The organism is Mesorhizobium sp. C268A (assembly GCF_040324475.1).
In the GTDB taxonomy this organism is placed as follows: domain Bacteria; phylum Pseudomonadota; class Alphaproteobacteria; order Rhizobiales; family Rhizobiaceae; genus Mesorhizobium.
Genome location: NZ_JAMYVX010000001.1, coordinates 3,780,649 through 3,795,321 on the forward strand (window position 1 = coordinate 3,780,649; position 14,673 = coordinate 3,795,321).

Genomic DNA, 14,673 nt, shown 5'->3' on the forward strand with positions numbered 1-14,673 from the left:
AGGATTGCGCGTGATGCTCATGACTGGGCGCAGACCGGCACCCCGATTGTGGGGGCGCGATCGAGGCGCAGCGCCAGGGCAGCGACGCCAAGAGCCGCGACCGGCAGCAAAGCGGCGATCCAGGTTAGTGAGCCGAGGCCGAGGTCATGGGCAATCACCGCGCCGCCAAGCCAAGCGCCGGCGGCATTGCCGAGGTTGAAGGCGGCGATGTTGAAGGACGAGGCGAGGCTCTGGCCCGCGCCTTGCGCCTTTTCCAGCACCCACATCTGCAGCGGCGCCACGGTGGCGAAGGCGGCGGCACCAAGCAGGCCGACATAGATGACGGCCAGGATTTGGCTGTGGACGGCGAAGGTCATTGTGGCCAGCACCAACGCCAGCACCACGAGGCTGCCGAGCACCGCCGGCACCAGCCAGCGGTCGGCGACCTTGCCGCCAAGCAGATTGCCGGCGATAAGACCGCCACCGAAGACGAGCAGGATCGGCGACACGGCGGCTTCCCCAAAACCGGTGATCTCGGTGAGCAGCGGGGCGATGTAGGTGAAGACGGCGAAGACGCCGGCATAGCCGAGCACGGTGGTGGCGAGGCCGAGCAGCACCGGCGTGCGGCGCAGCACTGCGAGGTCGGCGCGCAGATTGGTCTTCTCGGGCGCTTCCTTGCTGCGCGGCACCAGAAGCAGGATGACGGCAAAGGCTGCCAAGCCGACCAGGGTTACGGCCCAGAAGGTGGCGCGCCAGCCGAAGGTCTGGCCGAGCCAAGTGCCGAAGGGCACGCCGAGGATGTTGGCGATAGTCAGGCCGGTGAACATCAGCGCGATCGCCGAGGCTTTCTTGTTGGGCGCGACCAGGCCGGTGGCGACCACCGAGCCGACGCCAAAGAAAGTGCCATGGGCAAAGGCGGTGATGATGCGGGCGCCCATCAGCGTCCAGTAGTCGGGGGCGATCGCACAGGCGAGGTTGCCGAGCGTGAAGATCGCCATAAGGGCCAGAAGGACGGTCTTGCGGGGCCAGTTGCCGGTGGCGATGGTCAAAAGCGGCGCGCCGATGACGACGCCCAACGCGTAGCCCGAAATCAACTGGCCGGCGGCCGAGATCGAGACTCCGAGATCTTTGCTGACATCGATCAGCAGCCCCATGATGACGAATTCGGTGACACCGATGCCGAAGGCGCCGGCAGCGAGGGCGTAGAGAGCAAGAGGCATGGCGGTTTCCAGTTCGAACTCGATGAACGCGACCAGACCCGCGCCCCGACCGCAGAGATCGTGTTGCCATGCCTTGTGAACCAGACTTGCCTTGGGCATATTTCCTGTGAAATAGATTCACAAATGGCCAGACCCGATATCAACCGTTCCGGCGAGATCGAAGTGTTCGTGCGCGTCGTCGAGGCGGGCAGCTTCTCGGCGGCGGCGCGTGCGCTGCGCATGACGCCGTCGGCGGTCAGCAAATTGATCGCGCGGCTGGAGGCGCGGCTCGGTGCACGATTGGTCAGCCGCTCGACGCGCAAGCTGCAAATGACGCCGGAAGGCACGGCCTTCTACGACAGCGGGGTGCGCATCCTGGCCGACATGGCGGCAGCCGAGCGCGAAGCCGCCGTGGGCGCGGCGCCGCGCGGACGGCTGCGCGTCAACAGCTACGTGCCGTTCGGGGTTCACCGGCTGATCCCGCTGTTGCCACGCTTCCTCGAACGCTATCCCGAGATTTCGGTTGATCTGGTGCTGACCGACAGCGTCATCGACCTGATGGCTGAGCGCGCCGACGTCGCGATCCGCGCCGGACCGCTCGGCGAGTCGCGGCTGGTGGCGCGCAAGCTTGGACAAAGCCGGATGGCGGTCGTGGCCGCGCCTTCCTATCTCGTAATGCATGGCACGCCGCTGACACCAGCCGACCTCGACCGGCACAATCGCATGGCTTTCGGCTTTATCAGGCATGTCGACGGCTGGCCGTTTGTGGACGCAGCCGGCAATGCCGTCATGGCTCCAATTGCGGGAAACACAGTGGTTGGCGATGGCGAGTCGATGCGGCTGATGGCGGTTGGCGGCGCCGGCATCGCGCGGCTGGCGCACTGGCATGTGGCCGATGACATTGCGGCGGGGCGGCTGACGGCGCTGCTGGAGGATTTCAATCCGGGCGACGAGGAGCCTACACACGCCGTCTATGTCGGACAGGGCCGGCATCTGCCGGCACGGGTGCGGGCCTGTCTCGACTTTCTGGTCGAAAGCGTGCGGATGGGAGCATGATCCCGAAAAGTGGAATCCGGTTTTCGGAGAAGATCATGCTCAAACAAAAATAGAGCCTGAACGATTTTGGGGAGCCCAATGGGCCCCCAAGTATCCAATTGAAGGCGACTACTTCTTCGGCGTGAACGGCGCAGGGCGGCGGCCGGCGCCCTGGCGCTCCAGCATCCAGCCGGGATATTCGGAAGGCAGGGCGCTAACCTCATCGAGCTTGGCGAGATCGTCGGCGTCGAGCTTCACTTCGGCGGCGGCAAGGTTCTGTTCCAGCTGCTCCATGCGGCTGGCGCCGATGATGACACTCATGACGAAGGGTTTGGCCAGGACATAGCCGAGCGCCACCGTCGCGACGCTGACATCGTGCTTCCTGGCGATGTCGCGCATGACGGCGACCGCTGCCCAGGCGCGATCCTCGTTTACAGGTGGGAAGTTGAAGGCGGCGCGGCGGCCTTCGCCATTGCCGGGCGCGCCGGGGCCGTATTTGCCCGACAGCAGGCCGCCGGCCATCGGCGACCACACCATCAGCCCGAGCTTCTCCTCGTTGATCAGCGGCACGATCTCACGTTCGAGGTCGCGGCCGGCGATCGAATAGTAGGACTGGATGGTCTCAAAACGGGAGAAACCCTTGCGCTCGGCAATGCCCAGTGCCTTGGCGATGCGCCAGGCCTGCCAGTTAGAGACGCCGACATAACGGACCTTGCCGCTGGCGACGAGATCGTCGAACGCCCGCAGCGTCTCGTCGATAGGCGTCACCGTGTCGGTGCCATGCAACTGGTAGAGATCGATATGATCGAGCTGCAAACGTTCGAGGCTGCCCTCGACCGAATCCATGATGTGGCCGCGCGACGAGCCGCGTTCATTCGGACCCTGGCCCATGGCGCCGTGAACCTTGGTGGCGATGACGACGTCGGAGCGCTTGACGCCGAGATCCCTGAGCGACTGGCCGAGCAGGCGTTCTGAGTCACCGAAGGAATAGACGTCGGCCGTGTCGAAGAAATTGACGCCGGCGGCAATGGAGCGGGCAACGATGTCGTTGACGCCCTTCTGGTCGAGACTGGCGATGAGGCCCCATTGGGCATTCTCGCCGGCGGCGCCGAAAGTCATGGTGCCGAGGCACAGTTCGGAGACGAACATCCCCGTATTTCCGAGTTGGTTGTAGCGCATGGGTGCAGCTCCAGCAGATTGGTGATGACGCCAAGCAAATAGGAACGGTGCGTTTCGTTTCCAGTGGTGGCACAATGGACGCGTCGCGTCTGGCATCATGGAACCTTAGCCACGCCGGGCATTCGCTGGGGTTGTCCGGTGGATCATAATTGCTCGGAACGGAAACGTTGGAGATTAGCCGAAACGTTTCTCACTTCGTCATCCACGGGCGGAGCAGCCGCGGAGCGGCGTCGCGAAGACCCGAGGATCCATGCCGCGACCCTGACCAAAGGGCGCGGCGGAGCAGAAATTCTTCACTGCAGCGGAGCTCAGATGTCGCGGCATGGATCCTATGGTCTGCGCCGCGTCGCTTCGCTCCTTGCTTCGCCATAGGATGACGAAAGCACGATCGCCCGCTGCCAATCGTATATCGTCGAAATTGGCTTACCGGCTCCCAAAAATCGCCGAGCCGACGCGGACGCTGGTGGCGCCGAAGGCTATGGCGGTCTCGAAGTCGCCGGACATGCCCATCGACAGTTTTGCGACCCCGGCCTCCTTGCCGAGCTTTTCCAGCAGGGCGAAATGCGGGCCGGGGTTTTCATCCGCCGGCGGAATGCACATCAGGCCCTCAATGGCGAGCCCGTGGACGTCGCGGCAACGGGCGACGAAGGCAACGGCGTCGCGCGGCTCGATGCCGGCCTTTTGCGGCTCCGAGCCGGTGTTGACCTGGACATAGAGCTTTGGTTTCCGGCCCTGGCGCATGATCTCCTTGGCGAGTTCGGCGGCGATCTTCTCGCGGTCGACGGTCTCGATAACGTCTGCCAAGGCAACGGCTTCCTTCGCCTTGTTCGACTGCAGCGGGCCGATGAGATGCAACTCGATGTCGGGGAATTCGGCTTTCAACGCCGGCCATTTACCTTGCGCTTCCTGAACGCGGTTTTCGCCGAAGACGCGCTGGCCTGCCTCGATGACCGGGCGGATGGCGTCGGCCTCAAAAGTCTTCGACACCGCAACCAGTGTCACGGAACCGGCGCCGCGGCCGGCCTCGCGCTCGGCAGCAGTGATCCTCGTCCTGACGGCGAAAAACTGTTCGACGGCGCTGGCCATGCCTATATCCTGCCTGTCTTTAATCGTCTTGGCCGGCTCACCGCAGTTGACGGGTCCGGCAATCCATGGTGAACACCGCGACGATATTTATCTTGGCCACCGGGCCTTGTCCGGCGGTCTGCGCCTGCTTTTAAGTGAAAATCATCCGATGGCAACCGAACGATACAATCCGCGCGCGTCAGAGCCCAAATGGCAGAAAGCCTGGGCTGAAAAGAAGCTGTTCGAAGCGCACAACAACGACCCGAAGCCGAAATACTACGTGCTGGAGATGTTCCCCTATCCGTCGGGGAAGATTCATATCGGGCACACCCGCAACTACACGATGGGCGACGTGGTGGCGCGCTACAAGCGGGCCAAGGGCTTCAACGTGCTGCACCCGATGGGTTGGGACGCCTTCGGCATGCCGGCCGAAAATGCCGCCATGCAGAACAAGGTCCATCCCAAGGAATGGACCTACGCCAACATCGCCGCCATGCGCGAGCAGCTCAAGATGATGGGCCTGTCGCTGGACTGGGCGCGTGAATTCGCCACCTGCGACGTCGACTATTACCACCGCCAGCAGATGCTGTTCCTCGATTTCGTCGAGAAGGGGCTGGTGACGCGCAAATCCTCCAAGGTCAATTGGGACCCGGAGGACATGACGGTGCTCGCCAACGAGCAGGTTATCGACGGCCGCGGTTGGCGCTCGGGTGCGCTGGTAGAACAGCGCGAGCTGACGCAGTGGTTCTTCAAGATCACCGACTACGCGCAGGATTTGCTGGATTCGCTGAACGGGCTCGGCGAGTGGCCAGAAAAGGTCAAGCTGATGCAGCAGAACTGGATCGGCCGCTCGGAAGGGCTGCTGATCCGTTGGCCGCTGGCCGCCCCGGTAGGCGACACGCACGAACTGGAAGTCTACACGACCCGGCCCGACACCATCTTCGGCGCGTCGTTCATGGCGGTTGCCGCCGACCATCCGCTGGCCAAAAAGGCGGCCGAGACCAATGTCGAGCTGGCCAAGTTCATCGACGAGGTCCGTCACATGGGCACGTCGGTGGCCGCACTTGAGACGGCCGAGAAGAAGGGCTTCGACACCGGCATTCGCGTCGTCCATCCGTTCGACGACTCATGGACGCTGCCGGTCTATGTCGCCAATTTCGTGCTGATGGAATACGGCACCGGCGCCATCTTCGGCTGCCCGTCGGGTGACCAGCGCGACCTCGACTTCGCCAACAAATACGGCCTGCCGGTCATTCCGGTGGTGATGCCGGAAGATGCCGACGCAAAGACCTTCCAGATCACGGAAGAGGCCTATGTCGATGACGGCGTGATGATCAATTCGCGCTTCCTCGACGGCATGAAACCGGAGCAGGCATTCGACGAAGTCGCAAAGCTCTTGGAGCAGAAGACCATCGGCGGCCGGCTGATGGCCGAGCGCAAGGTGAACTTCCGCCTGCGCGACTGGGGCATTTCGCGCCAGCGCTACTGGGGCTGCCCGATCCCGATGATCCATTGCGAGGATTGCGGCGTGGTGCCGGTGCCGAAGGCCGACCTGCCGGTCAAGCTGCCGGACGACATCGAGTTCGACCGTCCCGGCAATCCGCTCGACCGTCACCCAACCTGGCGTCATGTCAAATGCCCGCAATGCGGCAGGGATGCGCGGCGCGAGACCGACACGATGGACACGTTCGTCGATTCGTCGTGGTATTTCGCGCGCTTCACCGCGCCCTGGGCCAATGAGCCGACCGAGCCGAAGGCTGCCGATGACTGGCTGGCGGTCGACCAGTATATTGGCGGCATCGAACACGCGATCCTGCATTTGCTCTATTCGCGCTTCTTCACCCGCGCCATGCGCGAGACCGGACATCTGGACCTGGCCGAACCGTTCAAGGGCCTGTTTACGCAAGGCATGGTGGTGCACGAGACCTACCGCGTCGGCGGCGCGTCGAACAATGGCCGCTGGCTGTCGCCGGCGGAGGTCAGGATCGAGGACGTCGGCGGCAAGCGCCGCGCCATCGAGATCGCCACCGGCGAAGAGGCGGCAATCGGCTCGCTCGAAAAGATGTCGAAGTCGAAGAAGAACACGGTGAGCCCGGAAGACATCACCGACGGCTACGGCGCCGACACCGCGCGTTGGTTCATGCTGTCGGATTCGCCGCCCGAGCGCGACGTCGAATGGACCGACGATGGCGCCGCCGGCGCGCATCGCTTCATCCAGCGCGTCTGGCGCCTGGTGTCGATCGCCGCCGAAACGCTGGACGGGGTCAAGCCGCAGGCGGCGAAGGAGGGCGAGGCGGGTGCCGTTTCCAAGGCCGCGCACAAGATCCTGAAGGCCATTGGCGAGGACATCGAGAAGCTCGGCTTCAACCGCGCCATCGCCCGCATCTACGAACTGGCCAATGCCTTGACCACGCCGCTCAACGACGTTGCCGAGGGCGAGGCCGATGCGGCGCTGAAAGGCGCCTGCCGCGAGGCGGTGGAAATCTTGGTGCATGTGGTGGCGCCGGTCATGCCGCATCTGGCGGAGGAGTGCTGGCATACGCTGGCCGGCGCCGATCTGGTCGCCGAACGGCCGTGGCCGGTCTATGATCCCTCGCTCGTCGTCGACAACGAGATCGTGCTGCCGGTCCAGGTCAACGGCAAGAAGCGCGGCGATTTGACAATTGCTCGCGACGCGGACCAAGGTGCGGTCGAAAAAGCGGTGCTGGCCCTCGACTTCGTGCAGAAAGCGCTGGAAGGTAAGGCGCCCCGCAAGGTGATCATCGTGCCGCAGAGGATCGTCAATGTCGTTGCTTGACTTCAGAAGGATGGGGCCTGATCTCGAAAAGACGACGCGTTTGCTGCGCCGCGCAGCGCTGTACGGCATGGTCGTCTCGATGGTGCTGGTTTCGGCCTGCACGGTCAGGCCGCTCTATTCCAGCGCGCCGCTGACGGCAGGCTCGACCGTCAGCGCTTCAGCTGAAATGGCGTCGATCGCGGTCAAGCCGGTCAAGACGCGCTATGCCCAACAGGTCCGCAACAATCTGATCTTTGCCTTTGGCCAGGGCGCCGGTGAGCCGCCGGCGCCGGTCTACATGCTCGATCTCGGCGTCACCGAACTGGTCGAATCGGCAGCGCAAGTGCAGATCCAGACCGACGAAGACGAGCCGACGGCGGGCACGGTGACGCTGACCGCAAACTATGTGCTGACCGATGCCAAAACCGGCGCGGTCATTGCCACCGGCAAACGTTCGATCCCGTCATCCTTCGACAAGCCGACCCAGGAGTTCGCCTCCTACCGGGCGCAGATCGACGCCGAAAACCGTGCCGCGCGCGAACTGGCTGAAATGGTGAGCCTGTCGGTCGCCCAGGACTTGGTCAGGCACGGCAAGAAGGCCTGAGCATTCCGTGGCCTTGCCAACTCGACTTTAGCAGTTCCGCAATAAAAAGGCCGGTTTCCCGGCCTTTTTCGTTTGTATCGAACCCGATCTCAGCCGATCTTCTGGCCGGTCTTGGCCCAGTCGGCCGCGAACTGATCCAGGCCCTTGTCGGTCAACGGGTGCTTGACCAGCGCCTTCAGCGTCGCGGCCGGCGCGGTAACGACATCGGCGCCGATCAGGGCTGCCTGCTTGACGTGGTTCACGGTGCGAACCGAAGCGACGAGGATCTCGGTGTCGAAATCGTAATTGTCGTAGATCTGCCGGATCTCCTGGATCAGCTCCATGCCGTCCGCGCCGGTGTCGTCGACGCGGCCGACGAAGGGCGAGATGAAGGAGGCGCCGGCCTTCGCGGCGAGCAGCGCCTGATTGGCCGAGAAGCACAGCGTCACATTGACCATGCGGTTCATTTCGGTGCGGATCGTCCTGCAGGCACGCAAACCGTCCAGCGTCAGCGGCACCTTGATGCAGATATTGTCGGCGATCTTGGCCAGGACCTTGGCCTCGGCCATCATGTCCTTGTATTCGGACGCCACGACCTCGGCCGAGACAGGACCCTTGACGATGTCGCAGATCTGCTTGGTGACCTCGGCGATCTTGCCGCCGGATTTCAGGATCAGCGAGGGATTGGTGGTGACGCCGTCGAGCAGCCCCAAATCGTTCAGTTCCTTGATGTCCTTGATGTCAGCGGTGTCGACAAAAAATTTCATGGGGGTCTCCTGAAAGATTTCCATGTGCACGTCATGCACATTCGGGGTTGCCCTTTGATCTAGACCAAAGTCGGGGCAAGGTCACGCCCGATGATCGAAGATTCGCCCTTTGTCGCAGCCGCGCCGGTGCTGGTGCCGATGCCGGCCGAACGGCCCTACACCTACGCTGTGCCCGCCGGCATGCGCGTGGTGCCGGGCTCCATCGTGCGCGTGCCGCTCGGTCCGCGCCAGGTTGCCGGCATCGTCTGGGACGGCGTGGTCGAAAAGGTCGACGCCAGGAAATTGCGGCCGATCGAGCAGGTTTTCGACTGTCCGCCGATTGATCGCGGCATGCGCCGCTTTGTCGACTGGCTGGCGCATTACACGCTGTCGCCGCCCGGCATGGTGGCGCGCATGCTGCTCAGGGCGCCGGAGGCCTTTGACCCCGAACCGTGGATCGAGGGCCTGCAGCGGACCCTTCTCATGCCAGACCGGATGACGGATGCCAGGACGCGCGTGCTGGAGACGGCCGAAGGCGGGCTTGCCTGGACGCGCTCGGGCCTGGCGCATGCGGCGGGCGTGTCGTCGACGGTGATCGAGGGGCTCAAGGCGCAAGGCGTGTTCGAGACGGTGATGATCCCGCCGCGACCGGTGGTCGCAGCGCCCGATCCCTCCTACGCCATGCCGGAGCTGATGCCGGACCAGGCCGATGCCGCCGCCATGCTGCGCGCCAATGTCGCGGCTGCCGCTTTCAACGTCACGCTGCTCGACGGCGTCACCGGATCGGGTAAGACGGAGGTTTATTTTGAGGCGGTGGCGGCCGCTCTAGACCAGGGCAAGCAGGTGCTGATCCTGCTGCCGGAAATCGCGCTGACGCATGCCTTCCTCGAACGCTTCCAGCAGCGCTTCGGCGCCAAGCCGGCGGAATGGCATTCCGACCTGCCGCCCAGAATGCGCGAAAAGGTCTGGCGACAGGTGGCGGAAGGCGGCGTGCGGGTCGTCGCCGGTGCGCGCTCGGCGCTGTTCCTGCCGTTTTGCGAACTCGGTCTGATCGTCGTCGACGAGGAACACGACCCCGCCTACAAGCAGGAGGACCGCGTCTTCTACAATGCCCGCGACATGGCGGTGGTGCGCGGCCATATCAGCGGCTTTCCGGTGGTGCTGGCGTCGGCGACGCCGTCGGTCGAAAGCCGGGTCAATGCGAGCCAAGGTAAATACGATAGAGCGGTTCTCTCTGCCCGCTTCGCGGAGGCGGCGCTTCCGCATCTCAAATCGATCGACATGCGCCGCGCGCCGCCGGCGCGCGGGGGGTTTCTGTCGCCGCTGCTGATTGGAGAGATGCAGCGCACGCTGGAGAAGAAGGAGCAGTCGCTGCTGTTCCTCAACCGGCGCGGCTATGCGCCGCTGACGCTGTGCCGTGTCTGCGGCCACCGCTTCGGCTGCCCGGTTTGTTCGGCCTGGCTGGTCGAGCACCGCTTTCGCGGCCAACTCGTCTGCCATCATTGCGGGCACAACGAGAAGCGGCCGGAGGCTTGTCCGGAATGCGGCACGCTCGACCATCTGGTCGCCTGCGGGCCTGGCGTCGAGCGGATAGCTGAAGAAGTCGTGGCGCATTTCCCCGACGCGCGCACGATCGTCCTGTCATCCGATTTGATGGGCGGGGTGCGCCGGCTGCGGCTGGAGCTCGAGGCCATCGCCAATGGCGAGGCCGACATCGTCATCGGCACGCAGCTGGTCGCCAAGGGCCATAACTTTCCCAACATGACGCTGGTCGGCGTCGTCGATGCCGATCTCGGCCTCGCCAATGGCGATCCGCGCGCCGCTGAGCGCACCTTCCAATTGCTCAGCCAGGTGACTGGACGCGCCGGCCGCACCGGCAAGAAGAGCCTCGGCCTGCTGCAGACTTTCCAGCCGGACCATCCGGTGATGCGGGCGATCGTGTCGGGCGACGCAGAGGCGTTTTACGAACGCGAGATCAATGAGCGCGAACGGGCCGCACTGCCGCCCTTCGGCAGGCTCGCCGGCGTCATCGTCAGCGCGGTGACCCGGGCGGAGGCCGAGGGACATGCGCGCGGCCTGCGCCGCGCAGCACCCCAGGCCAGTGACCTGTTCGTGCTCGGCCCGGCTGAGGCGCCGCTGTCGCTGCTTGGCGGGCGCCACCGCTTCCGCTTGCTGATCCAGGGCGAGCGGCGGGCCGACATGCAAGGCTTCATCCGCACCATGCTGGCTGAAGGGCCGAAGCAACGCGGCTCGGTCCGCGTGCAGGTCGACATCGACCCGCAGAGCTTTTTGTAAGATTGATGGCGCAATTTTCAGCGGAGCAATGACGCTATGAAAACCCTTGGCCTGCTCGGTGGCATGAGCTGGGAATCGACCGCCATCTATTACCGCTTGCTCAACGAGATCGTGCGCGAGCGGCTCGGCGGGCTGCATTCGGCAAAGCTGTTGCTCTATTCCTTCGACTTCGCCGAAATCGCCGACCGGCAGCATCATGGCGACTGGGACAGTGCGGGCGTGCTGCTGGCGGATGCGGCGCGCAAGCTGGAGGCGGGCGGCGCAGAGGGGCTTTTGATCTGCACCAACACCATGCACAAGCTCGCCGACCGGGTGCAGGCGGCGGTGCCGATCCCGCTTATCCACATTGCCGACGCCACGGCAGTCGCGGTCAAGGGCGCCGGCGTCAAGCGGCCGGCGCTGCTGGCGACGCGCTTCACCATGGAGCAGGATTTCTACAAGGGCCGGCTGACGGAGAAATACGGGCTGCAGCCCGTGGTGCCGGACCAGGCCGGGCGCGACATGGTGCACCAGGTAATCTACGACGAGCTTTGCCGGGGCATCGTCAGCGCGGCATCGAAGGCGGCCTATATCGACGAGGTCGCCCGTCTGCGGCGCGATGAGAAGATCGATGGCGTCATCATGGGCTGCACCGAGATCACCATGTTGATTGGCGAGCGCGATTTCGACATTCCGGTGTTCGACACCACGCGCATCCATGCCGAGGCGGCGGTCGCATTCATGCTGCCCTGAAGGGTCAAAACAAGGATCAGGGCTGGGCAGCCACGGCGACATTGCCGCTGCCGGCCACTTTCAGCTTCCATCGATCTGCTTCCGTGCCGGCCAGATTGAGGTGCCCGGTCAGGAAATAAAGGCGACCGGTGTCGGGGCCTTTGGCTGTGCAAAACCGGTCCTGCAGATAGGAGGGAGGCGTCGCCTGACAATACAGGTTGGCCACGATGCTGGCCGGACGCGTGCGCGGCCTAAACAGCCTTCCGCTCCTTCACGAATTGCGCGCCGAAACTGCCGCGCGCTTGACTTCTTTTTGCAGCGACATTCAATGCATCCGGCATTGCTGTGAGGGGATGAAAGCAAGATGGAATTCGCGTTTCCTTGGCCGACCAGCCAGGGCGAATGGCTGGCTTGGTCCAGCGCCGTCGTCACCTTGGCGCTCGGTCTGCTGTTTTTCCTCGCGCCAGGGCTGGCATTTCGGATTCTGCGGCTGCAGGTCCGGCCCGAAAGGGCAGCGGCAATCGCGGAAGGGCGCGGCCGCATGTCGGGCTTCTATCTCGGCGTCAGCCTGTGCTGCATTCTGTTGGCGCAGCCGTGGCTCTATATGGCACTCGGCTTTTCCTGGCTGTTCACCGCTTTTGGCCGTTTGCTGTCGATGATGTCGGACGGCGCCAACACGCCTTTCAACTGGGCGTCGATCGTCGTCGAACTCGTCCTGGCCGCGTTGCCGCTCGCCTTCGTCTTCGGCTTTCTGCCCTGAATCGGCAGCCAATCCAAAGGCTTCGGTTGAACTCTACGGCCGGATGCGACAATAGTGCCCGAAAAGCATGCGGAACGACGCATTGCGGTCTTAAAATGCCTGTGCTAGACGGCAATCGACTTTCGGCCGGGGATAGCGGAAGCCGCGCCTCCGTGCTTGGAAAAACTTAGTAAGGTCAAAGATTTAGCCAGAGTTTTTGCTCGCGCCAACAATCTGCGGCCCCTCAGACAAGAGAAAAGACGGTCCGTGGCTCAATCGTCATCGCCAATCTCAGGTGTCGCAGAACGCTACGCGGGTTCGCTGTTCGAACTTGCGCTGCAGTCGAATTCGGTGGCCAAGGTCGAGGCCGACCTCAACAGTTTCGCCAAGATGCTGGATGACAGCGCCGACCTGACGCGCCTCATCAACAGCCCGGTGTTCTCCAGCGAGGACCAGGCCAAGGCAATCGCGTCGATCGCCGACAAGGCCGGCATCACCGGCCTGACCGGCAATTTCCTGCGCGTCGTCGCCCGCAACCGCCGGCTCTTCGCGGTGCCCGGCATGGTCAAGGCTTTTCGCAAGATCGCCGCCGAACAGCGCGGTGAGACATCAGCCGAGGTCACTTCGGCGCATGAACTGACGGCTGCCCAGCAGACCGAACTCAAGGCCGCGCTGAAAGGCGTCGCCGGCAAGGACGTGGCCATCTCCGTCACCGTCGATCCGTCGCTGCTCGGTGGGCTGGTGGTCAAGATGGGCTCGCGCCTGATCGATACGTCGCTCAAAACCAAACTCAATTCGCTCAAGCTTGCACTGAAAGAGGTCGGCTGATGGACATCCGCGCCGCGGAAATTTCCGCAATTCTCAAAGACCAGATCAAGAATTTCGGCAAGGAGGCCGAGGTCTCCGAAGTCGGCCAGGTGCTGTCCGTCGGTGACGGTATCGCTCGCGTCTACGGCCTCGACAATGTCCAGGCCGGCGAAATGGTCGAGTTCCCCGGCGGCATCCGCGGCATGGCGCTCAACCTCGAAGCCGACAATGTCGGCGTCGTCATCTTCGGCGCCGACCGCGACATCAAGGAAGGCGACATCGTCAAGCGCACCGGCGCCATCGTCGATACGCCTGTCGGCATGGGCCTGCTCGGCCGCGTCGTCGACGCGCTCGGCAATCCGATCGACGGCAAGGGCCCGATCAAGGCGACCGAACGCAAGCGCGTCGACGTCAAGGCGCCAGGCATCATCCCGCGCAAGTCGGTCAACGAGCCGATGTCGACCGGCCTCAAGGCCATCGATGCGCTGATCCCCGTTGGCCGCGGCCAGCGCGAGCTGGTCATCGGCGATCGCCAGACCGGCAAGACCGCGATCATCCTCGACACGATGCTCAACCAGAAGGCCGTGCACGACAACGGGCCGGAAAAGGAAAAGCTCTACTGCGTCTACGTCGCCATCGGGCAGAAGCGCTCGACGGTCGCGCAGTTCGTGAAGGTTCTCGAAGAGCGCGGCGCGCTTGAATATTCGATCATCGTCGCCGCCACCGCTTCCGATCCGGCGCCGATGCAGTTCCTGGCGCCGTTCACCGGCGCCACCATGGGCGAATATTTCCGCGACAACGGCATGCATGCGCTGATCAGCTATGACGATCTGTCGAAGCAGGCCGTCGCCTATCGCCAGATGTCGCTGTTGCTGCGCCGCCCGCCGGGCCGCGAAGCCTATCCGGGCGACGTGTTCTATCTGCATTCGCGCCTGCTCGAGCGCGCCGCCAAGCTCAACGACGATCTGGGCGGCGGTTCGCTGACCGCGCTGCCGATCATCGAGACCCAGGCCAACGACGTGTCGGCCTACATTCCGACCAACGTGATCTCGATCACCGACGGTCAGATCTTCCTCGAAACCAACCTGTTCTTCCAGGGCATCCGTCCGGCGGTCAACGTCGGCCTGTCGGTGTCGCGCGTCGGTTCGTCGGCGCAAATCAAGGCGATGAAGCAGGTCGCCGGCTCGATCAAGGGCGAGCTCGCGCAGTACCGCGAAATGGCTGCGTTCGCGCAGTTCGGCTCCGATCTCGACGCCGCCACGCAGCGCCTGCTCAACCGCGGCTCGCGCCTGACCGAACTTCTGAAGCAGCCGCAGTTCTCGCCGCTCAAGGTCGAGGAGCAGGTCACGGTGATCTTCGCCGGCGTCAACGGCTATCTCGACAAGCTGGCGCTGAACCAGGTCGGCAAGTTCGAGCACGGCCTGCTCAGCCATATGCGCTCGGCCGGCAAGGACGTGCTGGACGGCATCCGCAAGGAAAAGGCGCTGTCGGACGATCTGCGCGCCAAGCTGAAGGCCGAGATCGACGCCTTCGCCAAGACCTTCGCTTGAGAAGAAGCC

General features: G+C 63.9%; 13 protein-coding genes. 8 read left to right on the forward strand and 5 right to left on the reverse strand.

Features of this window, described 5'->3' with window-relative positions:
• Window positions 1–17: 17 nt before the first annotated feature.
• Window positions 18–1,199, reverse strand: coding sequence for an MFS transporter (locus NKL06_RS18390; protein ID WP_286458483.1), 1,182 nt, complete (start codon window positions 1,197–1,199; stop codon window positions 18–20).
• A gap of 123 nt (window positions 1,200–1,322) precedes the next feature.
• Between NKL06_RS18390 and NKL06_RS18395 the strand changes: the two genes are divergently transcribed.
• Window positions 1,323–2,234 carry a LysR family transcriptional regulator gene (locus NKL06_RS18395; RefSeq protein ID WP_023693189.1) on the forward strand — a complete coding sequence of 304 codons (912 nt, stop codon included), beginning with the start codon at window positions 1,323–1,325 and terminating at the stop codon, window positions 2,232–2,234.
• Between the two features lie 108 nt (window positions 2,235–2,342).
• Here NKL06_RS18395 and NKL06_RS18400 read toward each other — a convergent pair whose 3' ends face one another.
• Both NKL06_RS18400 and NKL06_RS18405 read right to left on the reverse strand, forming a co-directional pair.
• Window positions 2,343–3,392, reverse strand: a complete 1,050-nt coding sequence (locus tag NKL06_RS18400; protein WP_023693188.1) for an aldo/keto reductase — start codon at window positions 3,390–3,392, stop codon at window positions 2,343–2,345.
• A gap of 423 nt (window positions 3,393–3,815) precedes the next feature.
• Window positions 3,816–4,478, reverse strand: coding sequence for a YggS family pyridoxal phosphate-dependent enzyme (locus NKL06_RS18405; RefSeq protein ID WP_023693187.1), 663 nt, complete (start codon window positions 4,476–4,478; stop codon window positions 3,816–3,818).
• 148 nt (window positions 4,479–4,626) lie between these two features.
• Between NKL06_RS18405 and leuS the strand changes: the two genes are divergently transcribed.
• Window positions 4,627–7,254 carry a leucine--tRNA ligase gene (gene leuS / locus NKL06_RS18410; protein ID WP_023693186.1) on the forward strand — a complete coding sequence of 876 codons (2,628 nt, stop codon included), beginning with the start codon at window positions 4,627–4,629 and terminating at the stop codon, window positions 7,252–7,254.
• The gene (gene lptE / locus NKL06_RS18415; protein ID WP_023693185.1) at window positions 7,241–7,837 is read left to right on the forward strand and encodes an LPS assembly lipoprotein LptE; all 597 of its coding nucleotides are present in this window, start codon (window positions 7,241–7,243) and stop codon (window positions 7,835–7,837) included. Before leuS ends, lptE begins: the two co-directional genes overlap by 14 nt.
• Before the next feature lie 89 nt (window positions 7,838–7,926).
• Here the strand turns inward: lptE and fsa are convergent, their stop codons facing one another.
• The gene (fsa, locus tag NKL06_RS18420; protein ID WP_023693184.1) at window positions 7,927–8,583 is read right to left on the reverse strand and encodes a fructose-6-phosphate aldolase; all 657 of its coding nucleotides are present in this window, start codon (window positions 8,581–8,583) and stop codon (window positions 7,927–7,929) included.
• A gap of 90 nt (window positions 8,584–8,673) precedes the next feature.
• Between fsa and NKL06_RS18425 the strand changes: the two genes are divergently transcribed.
• Together NKL06_RS18425 and NKL06_RS18430 are read left to right on the forward strand one after the other, a co-directional pair.
• Complete coding sequence (locus NKL06_RS18425; RefSeq protein WP_023693183.1) at window positions 8,674–10,857, forward strand: primosomal protein N'; 2,184 nt, start codon at window positions 8,674–8,676, stop codon at window positions 10,855–10,857.
• Window positions 10,858–10,893: 36 nt separating this feature from the next.
• A complete protein-coding gene (locus NKL06_RS18430; RefSeq protein ID WP_023693182.1) occupies window positions 10,894–11,589 on the forward strand; it encodes an aspartate/glutamate racemase family protein in 696 nt (231 codons plus the stop codon).
• A 16-nt stretch (window positions 11,590–11,605) separates the two neighbouring features.
• Here NKL06_RS18430 and NKL06_RS18435 read toward each other — a convergent pair whose 3' ends face one another.
• Complete coding sequence (locus tag NKL06_RS18435) at window positions 11,606–11,794, reverse strand: hypothetical protein (RefSeq protein WP_023693181.1); 189 nt, start codon at window positions 11,792–11,794, stop codon at window positions 11,606–11,608.
• 138 nt (window positions 11,795–11,932) lie between these two features.
• Here NKL06_RS18435 and NKL06_RS18440 point away from each other — a divergent pair, with 138 nt between their 5' ends.
• The 3 genes from NKL06_RS18440 to atpA all read left to right on the forward strand — a co-directional run bounded on the left by NKL06_RS18440 (window position 11,933) and on the right by atpA (window position 14,664).
• Entirely contained in the window at window positions 11,933–12,328 is a 396-nt protein-coding gene (locus tag NKL06_RS18440) for an AGROH133_08824 family phage infection protein (RefSeq protein WP_023684099.1), read from the forward strand.
• Window positions 12,329–12,574: 246 nt separating this feature from the next.
• A complete protein-coding gene (locus NKL06_RS18445; RefSeq protein ID WP_023693180.1) occupies window positions 12,575–13,135 on the forward strand; it encodes a F0F1 ATP synthase subunit delta in 561 nt (186 codons plus the stop codon).
• On the forward strand, window positions 13,135–14,664 hold the full coding sequence (atpA, locus tag NKL06_RS18450) for a F0F1 ATP synthase subunit alpha (protein WP_023684101.1): 1,530 nt from the start codon (window positions 13,135–13,137) through the stop codon (window positions 14,662–14,664). The genes NKL06_RS18445 and atpA overlap by 1 nt, the downstream gene beginning before the upstream one ends.
• The last annotated feature ends 9 nt before the right edge of the window (window positions 14,665–14,673 follow it).

Excerpts from the sequence above, each read along its gene's own strand:
- leuS (WP_023693186.1), top strand. The coding sequence starts at position 4,627 with ATGGCAACCGAACGATACAATCCGCGCGCGTCAGAGCCCAAATGGCAG.
- NKL06_RS18395 (WP_023693189.1), top strand. The coding sequence starts at position 1,323 with ATGGCCAGACCCGATATCAACCGTTCCGGCGAGATCGAAGTGTTCGTG.
- NKL06_RS18430 (WP_023693182.1), top strand. The coding sequence starts at position 10,894 with ATGAAAACCCTTGGCCTGCTCGGTGGCATGAGCTGGGAATCGACCGCC.
- atpA (WP_023684101.1), top strand. The coding sequence starts at position 13,135 with ATGGACATCCGCGCCGCGGAAATTTCCGCAATTCTCAAAGACCAGATC.
- NKL06_RS18405 (WP_023693187.1), bottom strand. The coding sequence starts at position 4,478 with ATGGCCAGCGCCGTCGAACAGTTTTTCGCCGTCAGGACGAGGATCACT.
- fsa (WP_023693184.1), bottom strand. The coding sequence starts at position 8,583 with ATGAAATTTTTTGTCGACACCGCTGACATCAAGGACATCAAGGAACTG.
- lptE (WP_023693185.1), top strand. The coding sequence starts at position 7,241 with ATGTCGTTGCTTGACTTCAGAAGGATGGGGCCTGATCTCGAAAAGACG.
- NKL06_RS18390 (WP_286458483.1), bottom strand. The coding sequence starts at position 1,199 with ATGCCTCTTGCTCTCTACGCCCTCGCTGCCGGCGCCTTCGGCATCGGT.
- NKL06_RS18400 (WP_023693188.1), bottom strand. The coding sequence starts at position 3,392 with ATGCGCTACAACCAACTCGGAAATACGGGGATGTTCGTCTCCGAACTG.
- NKL06_RS18440 (WP_023684099.1), top strand. The coding sequence starts at position 11,933 with ATGGAATTCGCGTTTCCTTGGCCGACCAGCCAGGGCGAATGGCTGGCT.
- NKL06_RS18425 (WP_023693183.1), top strand. The coding sequence starts at position 8,674 with ATGATCGAAGATTCGCCCTTTGTCGCAGCCGCGCCGGTGCTGGTGCCG.